A 14,094-nucleotide genomic window follows, 5' to 3' on the forward strand; every position below is an offset into this window, starting at 1 on the left:
CTGAGCAAACAGGCCCGGAGGACATATGGAAGAGCAACGTCGGTTCATCGTTTCTGCAGATTGGCTTGAGAAGCGTATCGGGGAGCCGGGGCTCTCCATAATCGATGCGTCGTGGTATCTGCCCGCTCAAAACCGTGATGCAGAAGCCGAATATGATGCTGCGCACATCCCCGGAGCAGTTTTCTTCGATCACGAGCTTGTCTGTGATGCGGGTTCGAAACTGCCTCACACGATGCCCGAGCCACTGACCTTCGAACGCCACGCCAGCTCCATGGGTGTCACGCGCAATGACACGATCGTCGTCTATGACGGACCCGGATTTTTCACAGCTCCACGTGCCTGGTGGATGTTCCGTGTGATGGGCGCTGAAAAGGTTTATGTGCTTGACGGTGGATTCTACCGCTGGCGGACGCAAGGCCGTCCGGTGACGTCCGAGCCGACGAAAATCGCGTCTGCGGTCTTCGACCCGAAGGTCGACAGGAATGCCGTGGTTGGGTTTGACGAGATGTTGCAGCTCGTCCGGGAAGGTGGGGCACAGATTGCGGATGCGCGGTCATCAGGTCGCTACAAGGGCGTCGAAGCCGAGCCCCGCAAAGGAATGCGATCCGGTCACATGCCGGGTGCGGTGAGCGTCCCGGTCACGTCTCTCTCCCGGGATGGCAGCCTCCTGTCACGCCAGGCCCTGGAGGAGCATCTGCGCGGCTGCGGATTGGATCCTGAAAAGCCGGTTGTCGCCACTTGCGGATCCGGGATCACGGCCGCTGCGATCGTTCTTGCACTTGCTGAGACGGGACACGACCATGCTCGGCTCTACGACGGTTCCTGGAGTGAATGGGGCGGGCGCGACGATACGCCTGTTGAAACGTCCGATTGATGTCCGTGGCAGATGACACGAATAAGAGACTGCAGGCTGTGGTGACACGGCTTCAGATGGAACATGAGCCCGCACGTTACCCGCCCATGCCACTGGGACAGCATCTGGCGCTCATGAGGGTCGATAACATCCCGACCCATTTCTATCGCTATCTCTATGACCGTGTAGGGCGCGACTGGCATTGGACCGCTGCGCTGCAGTTGAGTGATAGCGAACTGGAACAGCGGCTTTCCAGCGAAGCCAATGATGTGCAAGTCCTCTATCTGGATGGTGCTCCTTCAGGTTTCTTCGAGCTTCGTGACGAGGATGACAGCTGCAGGCTGGTGCATTTCGGACTTATGAAACACGCGATTGGCAGAGGGCTTTCAGGGTGGTTCCTGGGGTGTGCCATTCGTGCGGCATGGTCGCGTTCGAAATCCCGCGTGACAGTTGAAACCTGCACCCTCGATCATCCCGCCGCCCTACCACTTTATCAGCGGGCGGGGTTCATGCCTGTTGAAAGGCGCGATGAGAGCCTTATACCTCTCAGCGAAGAGGCACGGCGACGCGCCTTGTACCGTTGAAGATGGAATGGCGCGATCGAGCGCTGCAGTTCAGGTTCCAGCTTCACCTGCGGGAGCGAGCAATACGACGCCAGAGAGGCAAATGACTGATCGACCTTCGGATAATCAGAAGCCTTCGGAAGATTTCCTGTCACTCATTCCAACCGGTGCGTTGCTGGAGGTCTTGCCGATCGGTGTCTATGCCTGCGATACCGATGGGCGCATCATCTTCTTCAACAAGCGTGCAGCCGAGATCTGGGGTGGAGCGCCGGATTTGGGCGAGAACGTGGCCCGGTTCTGCGGCGCGCATCGGCTCCGCGATGCCGACGGCGCCGTGATACGCCACGAAGACAGTCCCATGGCACAAGTGCTCCAGGAGCGAACGCCCTTCCGTGATGGGAAAGTCATTATCGAAAAGCCCGACGGAAGTCGGGTCGCCGCGCTGGTCAATATCGATCCGGTTTTCGAAGCCGGGGGAAAATTTCGCGGCGCCGTGAACTGTTTTCAGGACATCAGTTCCGTCGAGCGCGTACAAGACCAGATCGCCCGCAAGGAGCGTGAACTGGAAGATACACTCGCGGTTCTGCCCGCCGCCATCTACCGGACCGATGCGGACGGCCGTATCATCTTCTACAATGACACGGCTTGCGAACTTGCCGGCAGAACGCCCGAAATCGGCAAGGAGCGCTGGTGTGTTTCATGGCGGTTGCGCACGCCGGATGGTCTTGAACTGCCCCATGGGGAATGTCCCATGGCCATAGCCTTGCGTACGCAGGAGCCGATATTCGGTCAGGAGATTTTGCTGGAGCGGCCCGACGGCGAGCAGATACCGTGCCTGGCCTACCCGACTCCGCTCTTCTCCGAGGGTGAGATGATCGGTGCCGTCAACATGCTGGTCGATATCACCGAGCGCAAGCGGGCCGAAGAGCATCAGGTGCTTCTCATAAACGAACTGAACCATCGCGTGAAGAACACGCTTGCGATGGTACAATCCATCGCAAGTCATACACTTCGCTCGAACAGCGAGCCGAAGGCCTTCGTATCGAGCCTGAGCGGTCGCATCCAGGCGTTTGCCCGCGCGCACAACATGTTGATCAAGGGGCCAAGCGGTACGGAACTGGCGGACCTCATCAATGATCAGGTATTGCTCGCCAAGGGGCTTGAAAACCGCGTTATGTCAGGCGGCCCGACCGTGTTTCTGGAGCCGCAGCTTGCCCTGCATCTGGCACTGGTGCTTTATGAGTTGGGAAGCAATGCGCGTCAGCATGGTTCGCTCTCAAGCGAACATGGCTGTGTCTCCATCCAATGGGACATCGAGGAAGACAATCAATCGCGCAATCTTCGACTGACATGGAGGGAAACCGGCGGCCCATCACCTTCTGCCGAGCAGGCGCGCGGGTTCGGTCGCTCGCTTATCGAGAAGAGCCTGCGGGCTCACGGGGCGGAAGCGCATATGCAGTTCCTGCATGACGGATTGCTCCTCACGATCGATCTGCCGTTGCCGAGATTCGCGCTCGGTGCGAAATTCGTCAATCCGCTGGAGGTGAACGCCCGGAAAGTTGCCGCTGCAAGCGAAGCGATCTCGTTGAAGGGCATGCGTGTCCTTATCATCGAAGATGAGCCGCTGGTGGCGCTCGACATCGAAAACATGCTGCAGGAACATGGCTGCGAGACTCTGGGTCCGGCCAATACGGTCGAGAATGCGCTGAAGCAGGTGGCACATGGAGGCTTTGACGTCGCGTTGCTGGACGCTAATCTGCAAGGCAAAGGCGTCGATGAAGTTGCTGCCGCCCTAACCAAATCCGGCATCGGATTCGCTTTCGTCTCGGGCTATGGCAGCGACGGTCTGCCGGAAGAATTCAGGCACGCGCCATTGTTGTCGAAACCGTTCAGCGCGGAATCGCTGATCGCCTGCATCAACACGGTGGTGGAGGGCAGCCCGACCAGAGACACTGCGTCCTCGATAAAGTCGAATGGCCACTAGCACATCACGTACACCTCTGCCGGGCCAATAAAAATGCCCGCCAGACATGCTGGCGGGCATCGATCTTGTGCTGAAGTAAATATCAGGCAGCGATGACGGAAGCCGGCTCGGCCATCTCGTAGCCGAGAGCCTCGGCGACTGCAGAATTGGTGATGCGGCCACGATGTACATTGAGGCCGTTGCGCAAGTTCCTGTCGTCCGCGAGTGCCTTCAGGCCCTTGTCGGCAAGTTGCAGGCCGTAGTGAAGCGTTGCATTGTTCAGGGCATGCGCGGAGGTCACAGGTACCGCTCCCGGCATGTTCGCCACGCAATAGTGGATTACCCCGTCGACCTCATAGGTCGGTTCGGAATGGGTGGTCGCCCGGGATGTTTCGAAGCAACCGCCCTGATCGATGGCCACATCGACAAGAACCGCGCCCTGTTTCATGCCCGAAAGCATCTCGCGGGTGACCAGCTTCGGTGCGGCGGCGCCGGGTATGAGGACAGCTCCGACGATAACATCTGAGGAGAAGCACTCTTCTTCAAGCGCTTCGACGGTGGAATAGCGCGTATGGACGCGGCCATTGAAGATGTCGTCGAGCTGGCGGAGGCGCGGGATGGAACGGTCGAGGATGGTAACATCCGCGCCGAGGCCCACTGCCATCTTCGCAGCGTTGAGGCCGACGACACCGCCGCCAATCACCGTGACCTTGCCGGGAAGCACGCCCGGTACACCGCCGAGCAGCACACCGCGCCCGCCATTGGCTTTCTGCAGCGCTGTTGCTCCTGCCTGGATGGCCAGCCTGCCGGCCACTTCCGACATTGGCGCGAGAAGGGGCAGGCCGCCGCGATCGTCGGTGACCGTCTCATAGGCGACGGCGGTCACGCCGGAATCCACCAGCCCCTTTGTCTGGTCGGGATCGGGTGCAAGATGGAGATAGGTATAGAGGATCTGGCCTTCGCGGAGCTGCACCCATTCGGAAGGTTGAGGCTCCTTGACCTTCACGATCATGTCCGACTTTTCAAACACTTCTGCTGCGGTGCGTGCGATGGCCGCACCGGCCGAGCGATAGGCATTGTCGTCTGCGCCGATACCAGCGCCGGCGCCTGTCTCAACCAGGACCTCATGACCGTGAGCGACATATTCACGAACTGCGCCCGGCGTCAGGCCGACGCGATATTCGTGGTTCTTTATTTCCTTTGGACAACCGACACGCATGACCGTTCCTTTGGCCGTTGAAAAGTGAGCGATTTCTGATGGAAGCACGAAAATCCGGGAAATGTCCTTGCGAAGATCGTTGTGCAGACTTTGCTTTTTCGCATATCCTTGCAGCAAAAAGAGGGTTCGGGAGGAATATATGCGATCTTCGGCGATGGATCGAATTGATGTTGCGATTTTGGATGCGCTTCAGCAGGACGGGCGCATTTCCAATGCGGCATTGGCGGAAAAGGTGGGGCTGTCTCAATCGGCCTGCTCCCGCCGGCTCGACAATCTGGAGAAAACCGGCGTCATCAAGGGTTACCATGCGCAACTCTCCAATGCCGCGCTTGGTCATCGCATGACCGTGATTGTCCATATTTCCCTAAGCGGGCAGTTCGAAAAAACGCTTAGCGAGTTCGAGGCCGCAGTGAAGCGCTGTCCCAATGTGTTGTCCTGCCATCTGATGTCGGGCGACTACGATTATATTCTGCGGATCGCCGCGCGTGACCTGGAAGATTACGAGCGTATTCACAAGGAGTGGCTTACGGGCATGCCACATGTGATCAAGATCAACTCGGCTTTCGCCTTGAGAGAAGTGATCGACCGCACGGCTATCGGGCTACGGCCCGAACTGGCCTGACGCCGGCAAAAGGGCTTCACCCGGCTGTCATGAAATCCTGCTTGTTTGCGCGCCGGTAGCAGCGCAAACTCTGCCTGCGCAACTGCAGATATCAGGAGATCTTCATGACAATTCGTGCAGCTTTCAGCAGACGCCAGTTCATCCGCGGTGCGGCAGCGGCGGGAGCCCTCGTGGCGCTGCACCCCTTCTCAGCACGTGCTTCTGCCAATCAGGCGCATCTTCGTATCATGGAGACGACCGATCTGCATGTTCACGTTTTTCCCTACGACTACTACGCCGACAAACCGAATGACACGATGGGGCTTGCCCGCACTGCCTCCATCATCGATTCCATCCGTGCCGAGGCGACAAATGCAATTCTGGTCGACAACGGAGACTTCCTGCAGGGCAATCCCATGGGCGACTACATTGCCTATGAGCGTGGCATGAAGGAAGGTGACGTCCATCCTGTCATCAAGGCCATGAACACCCTTGGCTATGACTGTTCGACACTTGGCAATCACGAGTTCAACTATGGGCTCGACTTCATGTTCAAGGTTCTGGATGGCGCGAATTTCCCCTTTGTCTGCGCAAATCTCACCAAGGGCACTCTTGCTTCCAATCCGCGGCAGGATGATCTTTTCCTGAAGCCCTACGTCATCGTGGACCGGAAAGTGATGGACGGTGAGGGCAATGAGCATGTGGTAAAGGTCGGCCTCATCGGTTTCGTCCCGCCACAGATCATGAACTGGGATTCCAAGCATCTGGAAGGCAAGGCCATGGCGCGCGATATCGTCAAGGCGGCCAAAGCCTGGGTGCCGCAGATGCGCGAGGAGGGTGCAGACATTGTCGTGGCGCTGTCTCACTCCGGTGTAGGACCCGCGCAATATGAAGAAAATCTCGAGAATGCTTCGCTTCTCGTCGCCGGGATCGATGGCGTGGACGCAATCGTCACCGGCCACAGCCATCTTGATTTTCCCGGGCCCAAATTTGCCGGCATCGAAGGGGTGGACAATGACAAGGGTCTCCTCAACGGCAAGCCAGCAGTGATGGGCGGTTTCTGGGGTTCGCATCTCGGCCTGATCGACCTGATGCTCGAGCGCGACGGCAAAAGCTGGCGTGTGATAGATTCCTCAAGCGAAGCGAGGCCCATCTTCGAACGCGTCGAGCGCGAGACCAAGCCGCTCGTGGAAAGCAAGGCAGAGGTCGAAGAGGCCGTTCGCGCCGACCACGAGGCGACACTGGAATATGTGCGCACGGCAGTGGGCAAGACATCGGCACCGCTGCACTCCTATTTCGCACTGGTTGCCGATGATCCATCGGTGCAGATCGTGGCCCAGGCACAGACCTGGTATATCAGCCAGATGATAAAGGACACGGCCTACATGGATCTTCCTGTCCTTTCAGCCGCTGCACCATTCAAGGCAGGTGGGCGCGGTGGCCCGGACTACTACACTGACGTGCCGGCTGGTGATGTTGCCATCAAGCATGTGGCGGATCTCTATCTTTATCCAAACACCGTTCAGGCCGTGAAGGTGACGGGAGCGGATGTGAAGGAATGGCTGGAAATGTCGGCAGGCATCTTCAACCAGGTGACGCCGGGAGAAGCGGATCAGCCACTCATCAATGACAGCTTTCCCTCCTACAATTTCGACGTGATCGATGGCGTCACCTACAAGATCGATCTCAGCCAACCGACGAAATATGACCCGAAGGGTGAACTCCTAAACCCAGAAGCCAGCCGCATTGTCGAGCTGCAGTTCAACGGTGAGCCAATCGACCCGGATGCGGAATTTGTGGTTGCGACAAACAATTATCGCGCGGGCGGTGGGGGAAACTTCCCGGGCATCACGCCGGACAAGGTCATCTTCCAGGCACCAGACACAAACCGCGATGTCATCGTGCGCTATATCGTGGAGCAGGGTACCATCAATCCCTCGGCGGATGCGAACTGGACCTTCAAGCCGCTCGAGGGCACCAGCGTGACCTTCCAGACCGGGCCGAAGGGCGAGCGGTTCGCTGGCGATGTGGCAGGTGTTTCCATCACGCCGGCAGGCGAGGGCGACGAAGGTTTCGCGATCTATCGCATCGGACTGTAACTGTTCTGCCCGTCTTGACAGAGTGAGCTATTATCCGGCTCCTGCCGGCGATCAGAACAGCAGGAGCCGGTGCATGATTCGCCACATTGTTTTCTTCAGCGCCAAGGATCCGCAGGATGTCGAGAAAATCGCGAGTGACCTCGCGATGCTTGGGCAGATACCCCACAGCCAGTTCTTCGAAGTCGGCATAAACCGCAAGGTCGACCGGCTTGGCAGTGACGTGGATGTCATTGTCTACGGTGAATTCGAGAACGAAGAGAAGCTTGAAGCCTACAAGCAGCACCCGATCTATGAGGAATGCATCCGTCTCGTGCGCCCATTGCGTGAAATGCGCGTTGCAGCCGACTTCGATTCGATAGCACCACGGCCCTTGCCGGGCAGCGCATCAGCGGATTGAACGGTACGCTGCCAGGGCGCTGTCACGTGCCTGAGTGTGCTCCACGATCGGGCGCGGATAACCTGTTTTCCCACGCAATTCGGCGGAGGGATCATGTATCTGCTTGCCGGAGATATCAGACAGTTCCGGGACATAGCTGCGGATATAATCGCCGTTCTGATCGAATTTCCGGCTCTGAAGTGTCGGGTTGAACACCCTGAAAAACGGAGCTGCATCAGCGCCCGTGCCCGCAACCCATTGCCAGTTGGCGGGGTTGTTCGCTGCGTCTGCATCAACCAGCGTATCCCAGAACCACCGTTCTCCTTCACGCCAATGAAGACCAAGATGTTTCACCAGAAAAGATGCGACGACCATTCGCGCGCGGTTGTGCATCCATCCGGTTTCCCATAGATGGCGCATCGCTGCATCGACCAGAGGGTAGCCGGTGCGGCCTTCTTGCCAGTTTTTCAGCGCCATCGCGTCATCGCGCCAGGGAAAACCGTTGAAACTCTTGTTGAAGTTGGCCTGCGCCAGATCCTTGTTGTTTGCCAGAAGATGCCAGCAGAATTCGCGCCAGCCAATCTCCCGGCGAAATGTCTCCAGATCATTGGCCGGTATCGCAGCGTCGCCGAGGGCTGCCATGATCTGGCGTGGCGTGATCTCGCCATGGGCGAGGTGAGGGGAAAGACGCGAGGTTGCTTCCTCTGCCATCCTGTCGCGTCCGTTGGTGTAGCCGTTGCCGCGACCTTCAAGAAACTCATTCAACCTGACCTGCGCACCGGATTCACCAGGTTCCCAGATTTCACCAAATGCCGTCGCCCAGGCGGGAGCGTAGTCCAGCAAACCATCCGGATCGGTTTCAAGGTCATGCTCGTGGGCTTGCACATGGTCCGGCGCATCGGCCGGATCGGCAAAGTCACCCTGGGAGGCGAGGGCGCGCCAGAAGGGCGTGAACACATTGTAGAAACCGCCGCTGGTCGTTCTCAGCTGATGCGGGTCATGCAGAAGCTGCCCCTCGTGACGTTCTGCAACGACGTTTGTCCGTGCGAGCTGTTCGATCAGACGCACATCCGCGGCATCTGCAGCGGGTTCGAAACGTCGGTTCATGAAGACTGCGCCAGCACCAATTTGCGCGATGTGGCTGCCGACTACGTCGCATAGCGGTCCTTTACGGCAAATCAGCCGCAAACCGCTGCCGGAGAGCGCATTCTGAAGCTTCCTCAGCGATCTTGCCCGCCACCACCTTGCCGCCGCACCCAATGGTCGCACGCCTTCGGTCAGATCCTCGATATATACAGCAACGAGCGGCAGCCCACTGCGGGCCGCTGCACAAAGGGCGAGATTGTCGGAAAGACGCAGATCGTGCCGGAAAAGAATCAGAGCCGGTTCATGAGGATCATTCTTCATGCATCAGCTCTGTAGATCATCGGATTCGAAATGTTCAAAACTCTGCCTGACGGCTGGAATCAGAAAACAAAGACGAAAAGCAGAATGATGACGATCAGCGGCACGCCCAGCAGCCAGAGGATAAGGCCCTTAATCATGTGATTCTCCTGCGACAGAATTGCTTCATTGAGCGGTGAACGCCTCAATGAGGAGCAGGTTCCAGAAGCAGAAGATGCGCGTCGATTGCCGCACCAGAAGGAGCGACAGGCATGCCAGCAGAAAGTTATGAAAAGAGTGGCTCCCCGGGCCGGATTCGAACCAGCGACCAACCGGTTAACAGCCGGTTGCTCTACCGCTGAGCTACCGGGGAAGGCCTGTGCTCTTGCGAGTGAGCGTGCCTATAGCAAAGTGATTTTCATTTTGCAAAGCGTCAATGACACTTTTTTGCACCTAATTTGTGGTTCCCCTCGATTTGCGGGCATTGGGACCGCATAAGTATCGCACATTATTCGGGCGCAAGCCCTTTGAGATTGTTTGCAGGACATGAAGACGGACCGGAAGAACGAATCTCCAAACCATGCAAGCCGTCCCCATGTGGCGATGTTCGGGCGTAGCCTGCCGCTGCCGCAGACCCGATTGGCACGCATGGGCGTGGGGAGTGCACTGGTGGTTTTGGGCATGTTCGGGTTCCTGCCCGTTCTTGGCTTCTGGATGATTCCTCTGGGGCTGCTTGTCCTGTCCTATGATTTCGCATCGGTACGCCGGATGCGGCGCAGGAGCGAAGTCTGGTGGAATCGCAAGCGTCAGAAGACAGGGAAAAAGGTGAGGGGGCAAAGTTCTCACAAATGATCCGATTATGGTCGCCTTACCCGCTTGACGCTGAGCGCCGCGCGCCATATTGAACGCCCCGACGCATGATTGCGCATGAGGCCTCGTGGCGGAGTGGTTACGCAGAGGACTGCAAATCCTTGCACCCCGGTTCGATTCCGGGCGAGGCCTCCATTTCCAAGAATCAATCTCCATCCACGCGCATCGATCGGGCATCCACGAGGCCTGTCGCAGCGCAATTCCAACTGAGTTTGGATCCGCAAGCATTGGCTTTGCCGCCTCAAACACTGGCTTTTGGGGGCTGTGTGGTGGATTTCGGGCAACAGGCTGTCAGGAAGGTCATGAGGCGGCGGTCAGCTTGATTGACAGCAGGGGATGCGCGCTATAGCAAATCCAAGGATTCTCCAGAGTGCTGGCCGGGTTGGAGTGGCTCTGGTAGGTTGGGTTGGTGCCAAGTGCCTCGGCGCATTACGCGCCCCTGGTGACGGGAACAGTTTGAATGTCGGTGGATTTCTCAAAGCAGCGCGAAAACATGATCGAGGGCCAGCTTCGCACCCAGGACGTGACGAATGTCCGGCTGATCGATGCGGTGCGCGCGATCCCGCGTGAGGAATTCGTACCGGGCCGCCGCAAGGCGCTTTCCTACATCGATGAGGATCTGGAAGTTGCAGCGGCCAGCGGTGGTCAGCCGGCTCGTTTTCTCATGCAGCCGGCGCAGTTCGGCAAGCTGGTGCAACTCGCCGATGTGAAATCCTCGGATTTCGTGCTCGATGTGGGTTGCGCCACCGGATATTCGACAGCCGTGCTTTCGAAGATCGCCAGCTTCGTGGTGGCGGTGGAGTGTGACGAGGCACTTGCCGAAGGTGCAGCTTCAACACTCGCCGAGCTTGATTGCGTCAATGTCACGGTGGTGACGGGTGCTCTTGAAAAGGGGCATGCCAAGGAAGCGCCTTACGATGTCATCTTCGTTGGTGGTGCTGTTGAAGAGGTTCCGCAGGCGCTGCTTGACCAATTGGGCGAAGGCGGACGGCTTGTTGCTGTTGTTGGTCACGGCAATGCAGCGCGGGCGCATCTTTACCTGAAGGAAGACGGTATTGTCTCCTCGCGGGCAGTTTTCAATTCCGCGGTTGAGGCGCTTCCCGGTTTTCAGCGGGAAGTCGGTTTCGTGTTTTAGTAAGCTACGCAGTGCAGTATGGGGAAGCTGGATTGTAGGAGACGAGGTTCCTCATATTGCTGCCGGGTTCGAACCCGGCAATGACAGGTGCAAAGGCTGGATGAATTGGCTGGCCGCAGGAACGCGAGGTTGAGCGTGACGTTCTTTAGACGCAGAATGATAGCTGCCCTGGCGGTTTCAGTTTCGATGGTCATGGCGATGCCGGCTGGAGCGGAGACGCTCGCAGGTGCCTTGGCCAAGGCATATCAGAACAATTCGACCCTGAATTCGGAGCGCGCCGGAGTGCGCGTGACCGATGAAGATGTTGCGATCGCCAAATCGGGCATGCGTCCGCGGATCAACGGTGCGGCCAATGCCGGACTGGCAAGTCGCGGCGGTGTGGAATCGCGCAGCCTCGATGTGAGCATTTCGCTGAACCAGCCGATTTTTGACGGGTTCCAGACGCGCAACAATGTTGCTTCGGCGGAATCGTCCGTGCGCGCAGCAAATGCCGCTCTGGCCAATCAGGAAATCACGACGCTTCTCAACGCCGTCAATGCCTATCTCGACGTCATTCGTGATCGCCAGATTGCAGCACTGCGCGCGCAGAGCCTGGAGTTCTTGCAGGAGCAGGTTCGCTCGGCTCGCTCGCGACTGGATGTGGGTGAAGGCACGCGGACCGATCTTGCGCAGGCCGAGGCGCGGCGCCAGGAAGCGCTGGCACAATTGACCGCTGCCCGTGCGCAGGTGGCTGCAAGTGAGGCGGTCTACCGGCAGGTTGTCGGAGAAGCGCCAGGCTCTCTTCAGCAGCCTTCAGCCATCAGCAAACTGCTTCCCTCCGGCCTCAACCAGGCTATTGCGATCGCGCTGAGCGAGCATCCTGCGATTGCGGCACGCAAGCACGGCGTCGATGCGGCGTCGTTCGGTGTGAAGGTCGCCGAGGGCGCATTCCTGCCGCAGCTGTCCGCACAGGCGCAGGTAAAGTCGGAATTTCTGGACACAAGCCCGAGTGCAAGTGACGGAACCACAAATTCCGCGTCGCTGGGCCTCAACCTCTCGGTGCCGATCTATCAGGGCGGTGAGAGTTCAGCACGTGTTCGCAAGTCCAAGGAGCAACTTGGTCAGGCGCGCATTCTTGTGGATGTGACCACGGACGAGGTTCGTCAGGCGGTTACCAGAGCTTGGACAGGCTATCAGGCTGCGCGCGAGAGCGTTGCGGCAAACCGCGAGCTGGTCAGCGCCGCCCAGTTGGCGCTCAACGGTGTGATCGAAGAACGTTCTGTCGGCCAGCGCACCACTCTTGATGTCCTGAATGCGCAGTCGGATGTTATCGCTGCACGGATCGGGCAAGTCAGTGCCGAGCGTGACGTGGTGGCTGCAAGCTATGCCATCGTCGGTGCGATGGGGCGCCTTTCGGCAACCCGGCTTGGTCTACAGGTCGCCACCTACCGTCCCGAAGAGCATTACAATGCCGTGAAGGACAAGTGGTATGGTCTGCGTACGCCGGATGGGCGTTGAACCTTAAGTCGGCAGAGGCCTGAAGGCGCGGATCAAGGACGATTCCGTTCATATTGTGTGGTCGCGGGAAACGGCGGGAGCCATTCCTCGCGCCTGATCACCCACAATTCGTAGCTTGGCGTGAACAAGTTAGGGCTGTCGAAGCTTCCAAGATGAAGCTCCAGTTCCTCTCCGGATCTTGAGTAAACCGATGAACCGCAGCGCGGGCAGAAGTGTCTGTTTTCGTATTGCGCTGATGCGCCGGTGATCTCTACCGCCTTTTCGGAGTAGATCGCGGAGGCATGAAACAGGGCGCCGTGGTGTTTGCGGCAGTCCATGCAATGGCACAGGCCAACCCGCTTGGGCGAGCCTTCGGCTTCGAAGCGCAACGCGCCGCACAAACATCCGCCTGCTGCTTTCGTCATCGCTCCCTCCTCAAGAAATTGCGGCGCAGGAAAGTCTAGCATTCAGGCCTACGTCTACATAGGTGAAGTGGAGCGAAGTCCGCGATCCGCTAAATCTTGTGTGTAGCTTGCCAGCATGGGTGGGCAGGGATTCTCACTTGCCGAAGTCTCCGATACTCTCTGAGTGATTCGGAAAGAGGGTTGATTCCCTGCAAACGGCTTTCCGTACAAATGTTGATCAGCGGCGGATCCATATTATGGCCCAGGCGAGCAGTGTACAGCGTGAACCCTCGATGGAAGAGATTCTGGCTTCCATCAGGCGGATCATCGAAGACAACGAAGCGGGCAGCGGACAAGGCGTCGCGGCTAGCGCGGCGGCAAGTGCAGCAGATCCGGCCGATGACGCACCTGCTGCGCATTCAGCTGATGTCGAGGAATTTCGCGCTGAGCTTCGTCCATCCTTCGCGGATCGCCAGGATGAGCCTGCAAACAAGCCTGCTTCTATCAGCGAGGATAAGGTCCACGCATTGAACGTGAAGCGTGACGAGGCGCAGGCAAAGCCCTTCGATTGGATGCAATCCACCGGCTCGGCACCTTCAAGTGCCGCGGCGCCTGCAAGTGCTGAAAAGTCAGAAGAGCGCGAAGAGCGTGCCTGGCCTCCAGTGGGGCAGGCCGATACGCGTTATGACGATGCAGCGCGGCCGGAGCTGCAGGCTTCACCTTCACAGGCAGAGCCGGCGGAGGAAATGGCTGAGGCGACTGCGAATACGGCGCCCGAGATGGGAAATACCGCCTCTGTCGGGCAGAACGTGGAACAGGTCGTGCGGCAGAGCCTTTCGGAATCGACCGGCAGGGAATTGGCGACCGAGCGCAAGCCCATTCTTTCCGAACAGTCGGGGCGCAAGGTGGCGGCTGCATTCAGTGAGCTGAATGAGGCTTTCCAGGCATCGCGGCGCAAGGGGCTCGATGAAGTCGCGGAAGAAATGCTGCGGCCGATGCTTCAGGAATGGCTCGATGACAATCTGCCGGCGATCGTGGAGCGCTTGGTGCGCGAAGAGATCGAACGTGTGGCGCGCGGCGGATAGGATCGAAGCCGAAGATTGCTTGTGGAAGCCCCGGTGGATGCCGGGGCTTTTTTCATTCCGGAACCGT

Annotated in this window: 14 protein-coding genes and 2 tRNA genes; 11 read left to right on the plus strand and 5 right to left on the minus strand. The window is 58.5% G+C overall.

All coding sequences use genetic code 11. From position 1 onward, the window contains the following. Positions 1-25: 25 nt before the first annotated feature. The 3 genes from sseA to EL18_RS17230 all read left to right on the plus strand — a co-directional run bounded on the left by sseA (position 26) and on the right by EL18_RS17230 (position 3,400). Positions 26-874, plus strand: coding sequence for a 3-mercaptopyruvate sulfurtransferase (gene sseA, locus EL18_RS04265; RefSeq protein WP_036480116.1), 849 nt, complete (start codon positions 26-28; stop codon positions 872-874). A gap of 41 nt (positions 875-915) precedes the next feature. After that, positions 916-1,437: an N-acetyltransferase gene (locus EL18_RS04270; RefSeq protein ID WP_425277131.1), complete on the plus strand. Its 522-nt coding sequence runs from the start codon at positions 916-918 to the stop codon at positions 1,435-1,437. An 82-nt stretch (positions 1,438-1,519) separates the two neighbouring features. After that, positions 1,520-3,400: a PAS domain-containing protein gene (locus EL18_RS17230; protein ID WP_051913761.1), complete on the plus strand. Its 1,881-nt coding sequence runs from the start codon at positions 1,520-1,522 to the stop codon at positions 3,398-3,400. A gap of 82 nt (positions 3,401-3,482) precedes the next feature. On the opposite strand, the gene ald is transcribed toward EL18_RS17230, so the two are convergent. Continuing rightward, positions 3,483-4,598, minus strand: a complete 1,116-nt coding sequence (gene ald, locus EL18_RS04280) for an alanine dehydrogenase (RefSeq protein ID WP_036483969.1) — start codon at positions 4,596-4,598, stop codon at positions 3,483-3,485. Between the two features lie 139 nt (positions 4,599-4,737). Here ald and EL18_RS04285 point away from each other — a divergent pair, with 139 nt between their 5' ends. The 3 genes from EL18_RS04285 to EL18_RS04295 all read left to right on the plus strand — a co-directional run bounded on the left by EL18_RS04285 (position 4,738) and on the right by EL18_RS04295 (position 7,695). Further along, a complete protein-coding gene (locus tag EL18_RS04285) occupies positions 4,738-5,220 on the plus strand; it encodes an Lrp/AsnC family transcriptional regulator (protein ID WP_200875499.1) in 483 nt (160 codons plus the stop codon). Between the two features lie 104 nt (positions 5,221-5,324). Beyond that, positions 5,325-7,298, plus strand: coding sequence for a bifunctional 2',3'-cyclic-nucleotide 2'-phosphodiesterase/3'-nucleotidase (locus EL18_RS04290; RefSeq protein ID WP_036480120.1), 1,974 nt, complete (start codon positions 5,325-5,327; stop codon positions 7,296-7,298). A 73-nt stretch (positions 7,299-7,371) separates the two neighbouring features. Continuing rightward, positions 7,372-7,695 (plus strand): Dabb family protein, encoded by a 324-nt coding sequence (locus EL18_RS04295; RefSeq protein WP_036480122.1) that lies wholly within the window; start codon positions 7,372-7,374, stop codon positions 7,693-7,695. Here the strand turns inward: EL18_RS04295 and EL18_RS04300 are convergent. From EL18_RS04300 to EL18_RS04305, 3 genes are all read right to left on the minus strand, one after another. Further along, positions 7,684-9,081 (minus strand): cryptochrome/photolyase family protein, encoded by a 1,398-nt coding sequence (locus EL18_RS04300; RefSeq protein ID WP_036480124.1) that lies wholly within the window; start codon positions 9,079-9,081, stop codon positions 7,684-7,686. The genes EL18_RS04295 and EL18_RS04300 overlap by 12 nt on opposite strands. 59 nt (positions 9,082-9,140) lie before the next feature. Continuing rightward, a complete protein-coding gene (locus EL18_RS18265) occupies positions 9,141-9,266 on the minus strand; it encodes a hypothetical protein (RefSeq protein ID WP_280113655.1) in 126 nt (41 codons plus the stop codon). 89 nt (positions 9,267-9,355) lie between these two features. After that, positions 9,356-9,430, minus strand: a tRNA-Asn gene (locus EL18_RS04305). Between the two features lie 173 nt (positions 9,431-9,603). On the opposite strand from EL18_RS04305, the gene EL18_RS04310 reads away from it, so the two are divergent. From EL18_RS04310 to EL18_RS04325, 4 genes are all read left to right on the plus strand, one after another. After that, positions 9,604-9,909 carry a hypothetical protein gene (locus EL18_RS04310; protein WP_051913763.1) on the plus strand — a complete coding sequence of 102 codons (306 nt, stop codon included), beginning with the start codon at positions 9,604-9,606 and terminating at the stop codon, positions 9,907-9,909. 79 nt (positions 9,910-9,988) lie between these two features. After that, a tRNA-Cys gene (locus tag EL18_RS04315) sits at positions 9,989-10,062 on the plus strand. A 325-nt stretch (positions 10,063-10,387) separates the two neighbouring features. After that, positions 10,388-11,062: a protein-L-isoaspartate O-methyltransferase family protein gene (locus EL18_RS04320; RefSeq protein WP_036480126.1), complete on the plus strand. Its 675-nt coding sequence runs from the start codon at positions 10,388-10,390 to the stop codon at positions 11,060-11,062. 156 nt (positions 11,063-11,218) lie between these two features. Further along, positions 11,219-12,559, plus strand: a complete 1,341-nt coding sequence (locus tag EL18_RS04325) for a TolC family outer membrane protein (protein ID WP_036480128.1) — start codon at positions 11,219-11,221, stop codon at positions 12,557-12,559. Between the two features lie 32 nt (positions 12,560-12,591). On the opposite strand, the gene EL18_RS04330 is transcribed toward EL18_RS04325, so the two are convergent. Continuing rightward, a complete protein-coding gene (locus tag EL18_RS04330; RefSeq protein WP_036480130.1) occupies positions 12,592-12,963 on the minus strand; it encodes a GFA family protein in 372 nt (123 codons plus the stop codon). A 272-nt stretch (positions 12,964-13,235) separates the two neighbouring features. On the opposite strand from EL18_RS04330, the gene EL18_RS04335 reads away from it, so the two are divergent. After that, the gene (locus EL18_RS04335) at positions 13,236-14,027 is read left to right on the plus strand and encodes a PopZ family protein (protein WP_051913765.1); all 792 of its coding nucleotides are present in this window, start codon (positions 13,236-13,238) and stop codon (positions 14,025-14,027) included. The last annotated feature ends 67 nt before the right edge of the window (positions 14,028-14,094 follow it).

Origin of the sequence: Nitratireductor basaltis (genome assembly GCF_000733725.1) — a bacterium.
Classification (GTDB): Bacteria; Pseudomonadota; Alphaproteobacteria; order Rhizobiales; family Rhizobiaceae; genus Chelativorans; species Chelativorans basaltis.

Excerpts from the sequence above, each read along its gene's own strand:
- sseA (WP_036480116.1), top strand. The coding sequence starts at position 26 with ATGGAAGAGCAACGTCGGTTCATCGTTTCTGCAGATTGGCTTGAGAAG.
- EL18_RS17230 (WP_051913761.1), top strand. The coding sequence starts at position 1,520 with ATGACTGATCGACCTTCGGATAATCAGAAGCCTTCGGAAGATTTCCTG.
- ald (WP_036483969.1), bottom strand. The coding sequence starts at position 4,598 with ATGCGTGTCGGTTGTCCAAAGGAAATAAAGAACCACGAATATCGCGTC.
- EL18_RS04285 (WP_200875499.1), top strand. The coding sequence starts at position 4,738 with ATGCGATCTTCGGCGATGGATCGAATTGATGTTGCGATTTTGGATGCG.
- EL18_RS04290 (WP_036480120.1), top strand. The coding sequence starts at position 5,325 with ATGACAATTCGTGCAGCTTTCAGCAGACGCCAGTTCATCCGCGGTGCG.
- EL18_RS04295 (WP_036480122.1), top strand. The coding sequence starts at position 7,372 with ATGATTCGCCACATTGTTTTCTTCAGCGCCAAGGATCCGCAGGATGTC.
- EL18_RS04300 (WP_036480124.1), bottom strand. The coding sequence starts at position 9,081 with ATGAAGAATGATCCTCATGAACCGGCTCTGATTCTTTTCCGGCACGAT.
- EL18_RS04310 (WP_051913763.1), top strand. The coding sequence starts at position 9,604 with ATGAAGACGGACCGGAAGAACGAATCTCCAAACCATGCAAGCCGTCCC.
- EL18_RS04320 (WP_036480126.1), top strand. The coding sequence starts at position 10,388 with ATGTCGGTGGATTTCTCAAAGCAGCGCGAAAACATGATCGAGGGCCAG.
- EL18_RS04325 (WP_036480128.1), top strand. The coding sequence starts at position 11,219 with ATGATAGCTGCCCTGGCGGTTTCAGTTTCGATGGTCATGGCGATGCCG.
- EL18_RS04330 (WP_036480130.1), bottom strand. The coding sequence starts at position 12,963 with ATGACGAAAGCAGCAGGCGGATGTTTGTGCGGCGCGTTGCGCTTCGAA.
- EL18_RS04335 (WP_051913765.1), top strand. The coding sequence starts at position 13,236 with ATGGAAGAGATTCTGGCTTCCATCAGGCGGATCATCGAAGACAACGAA.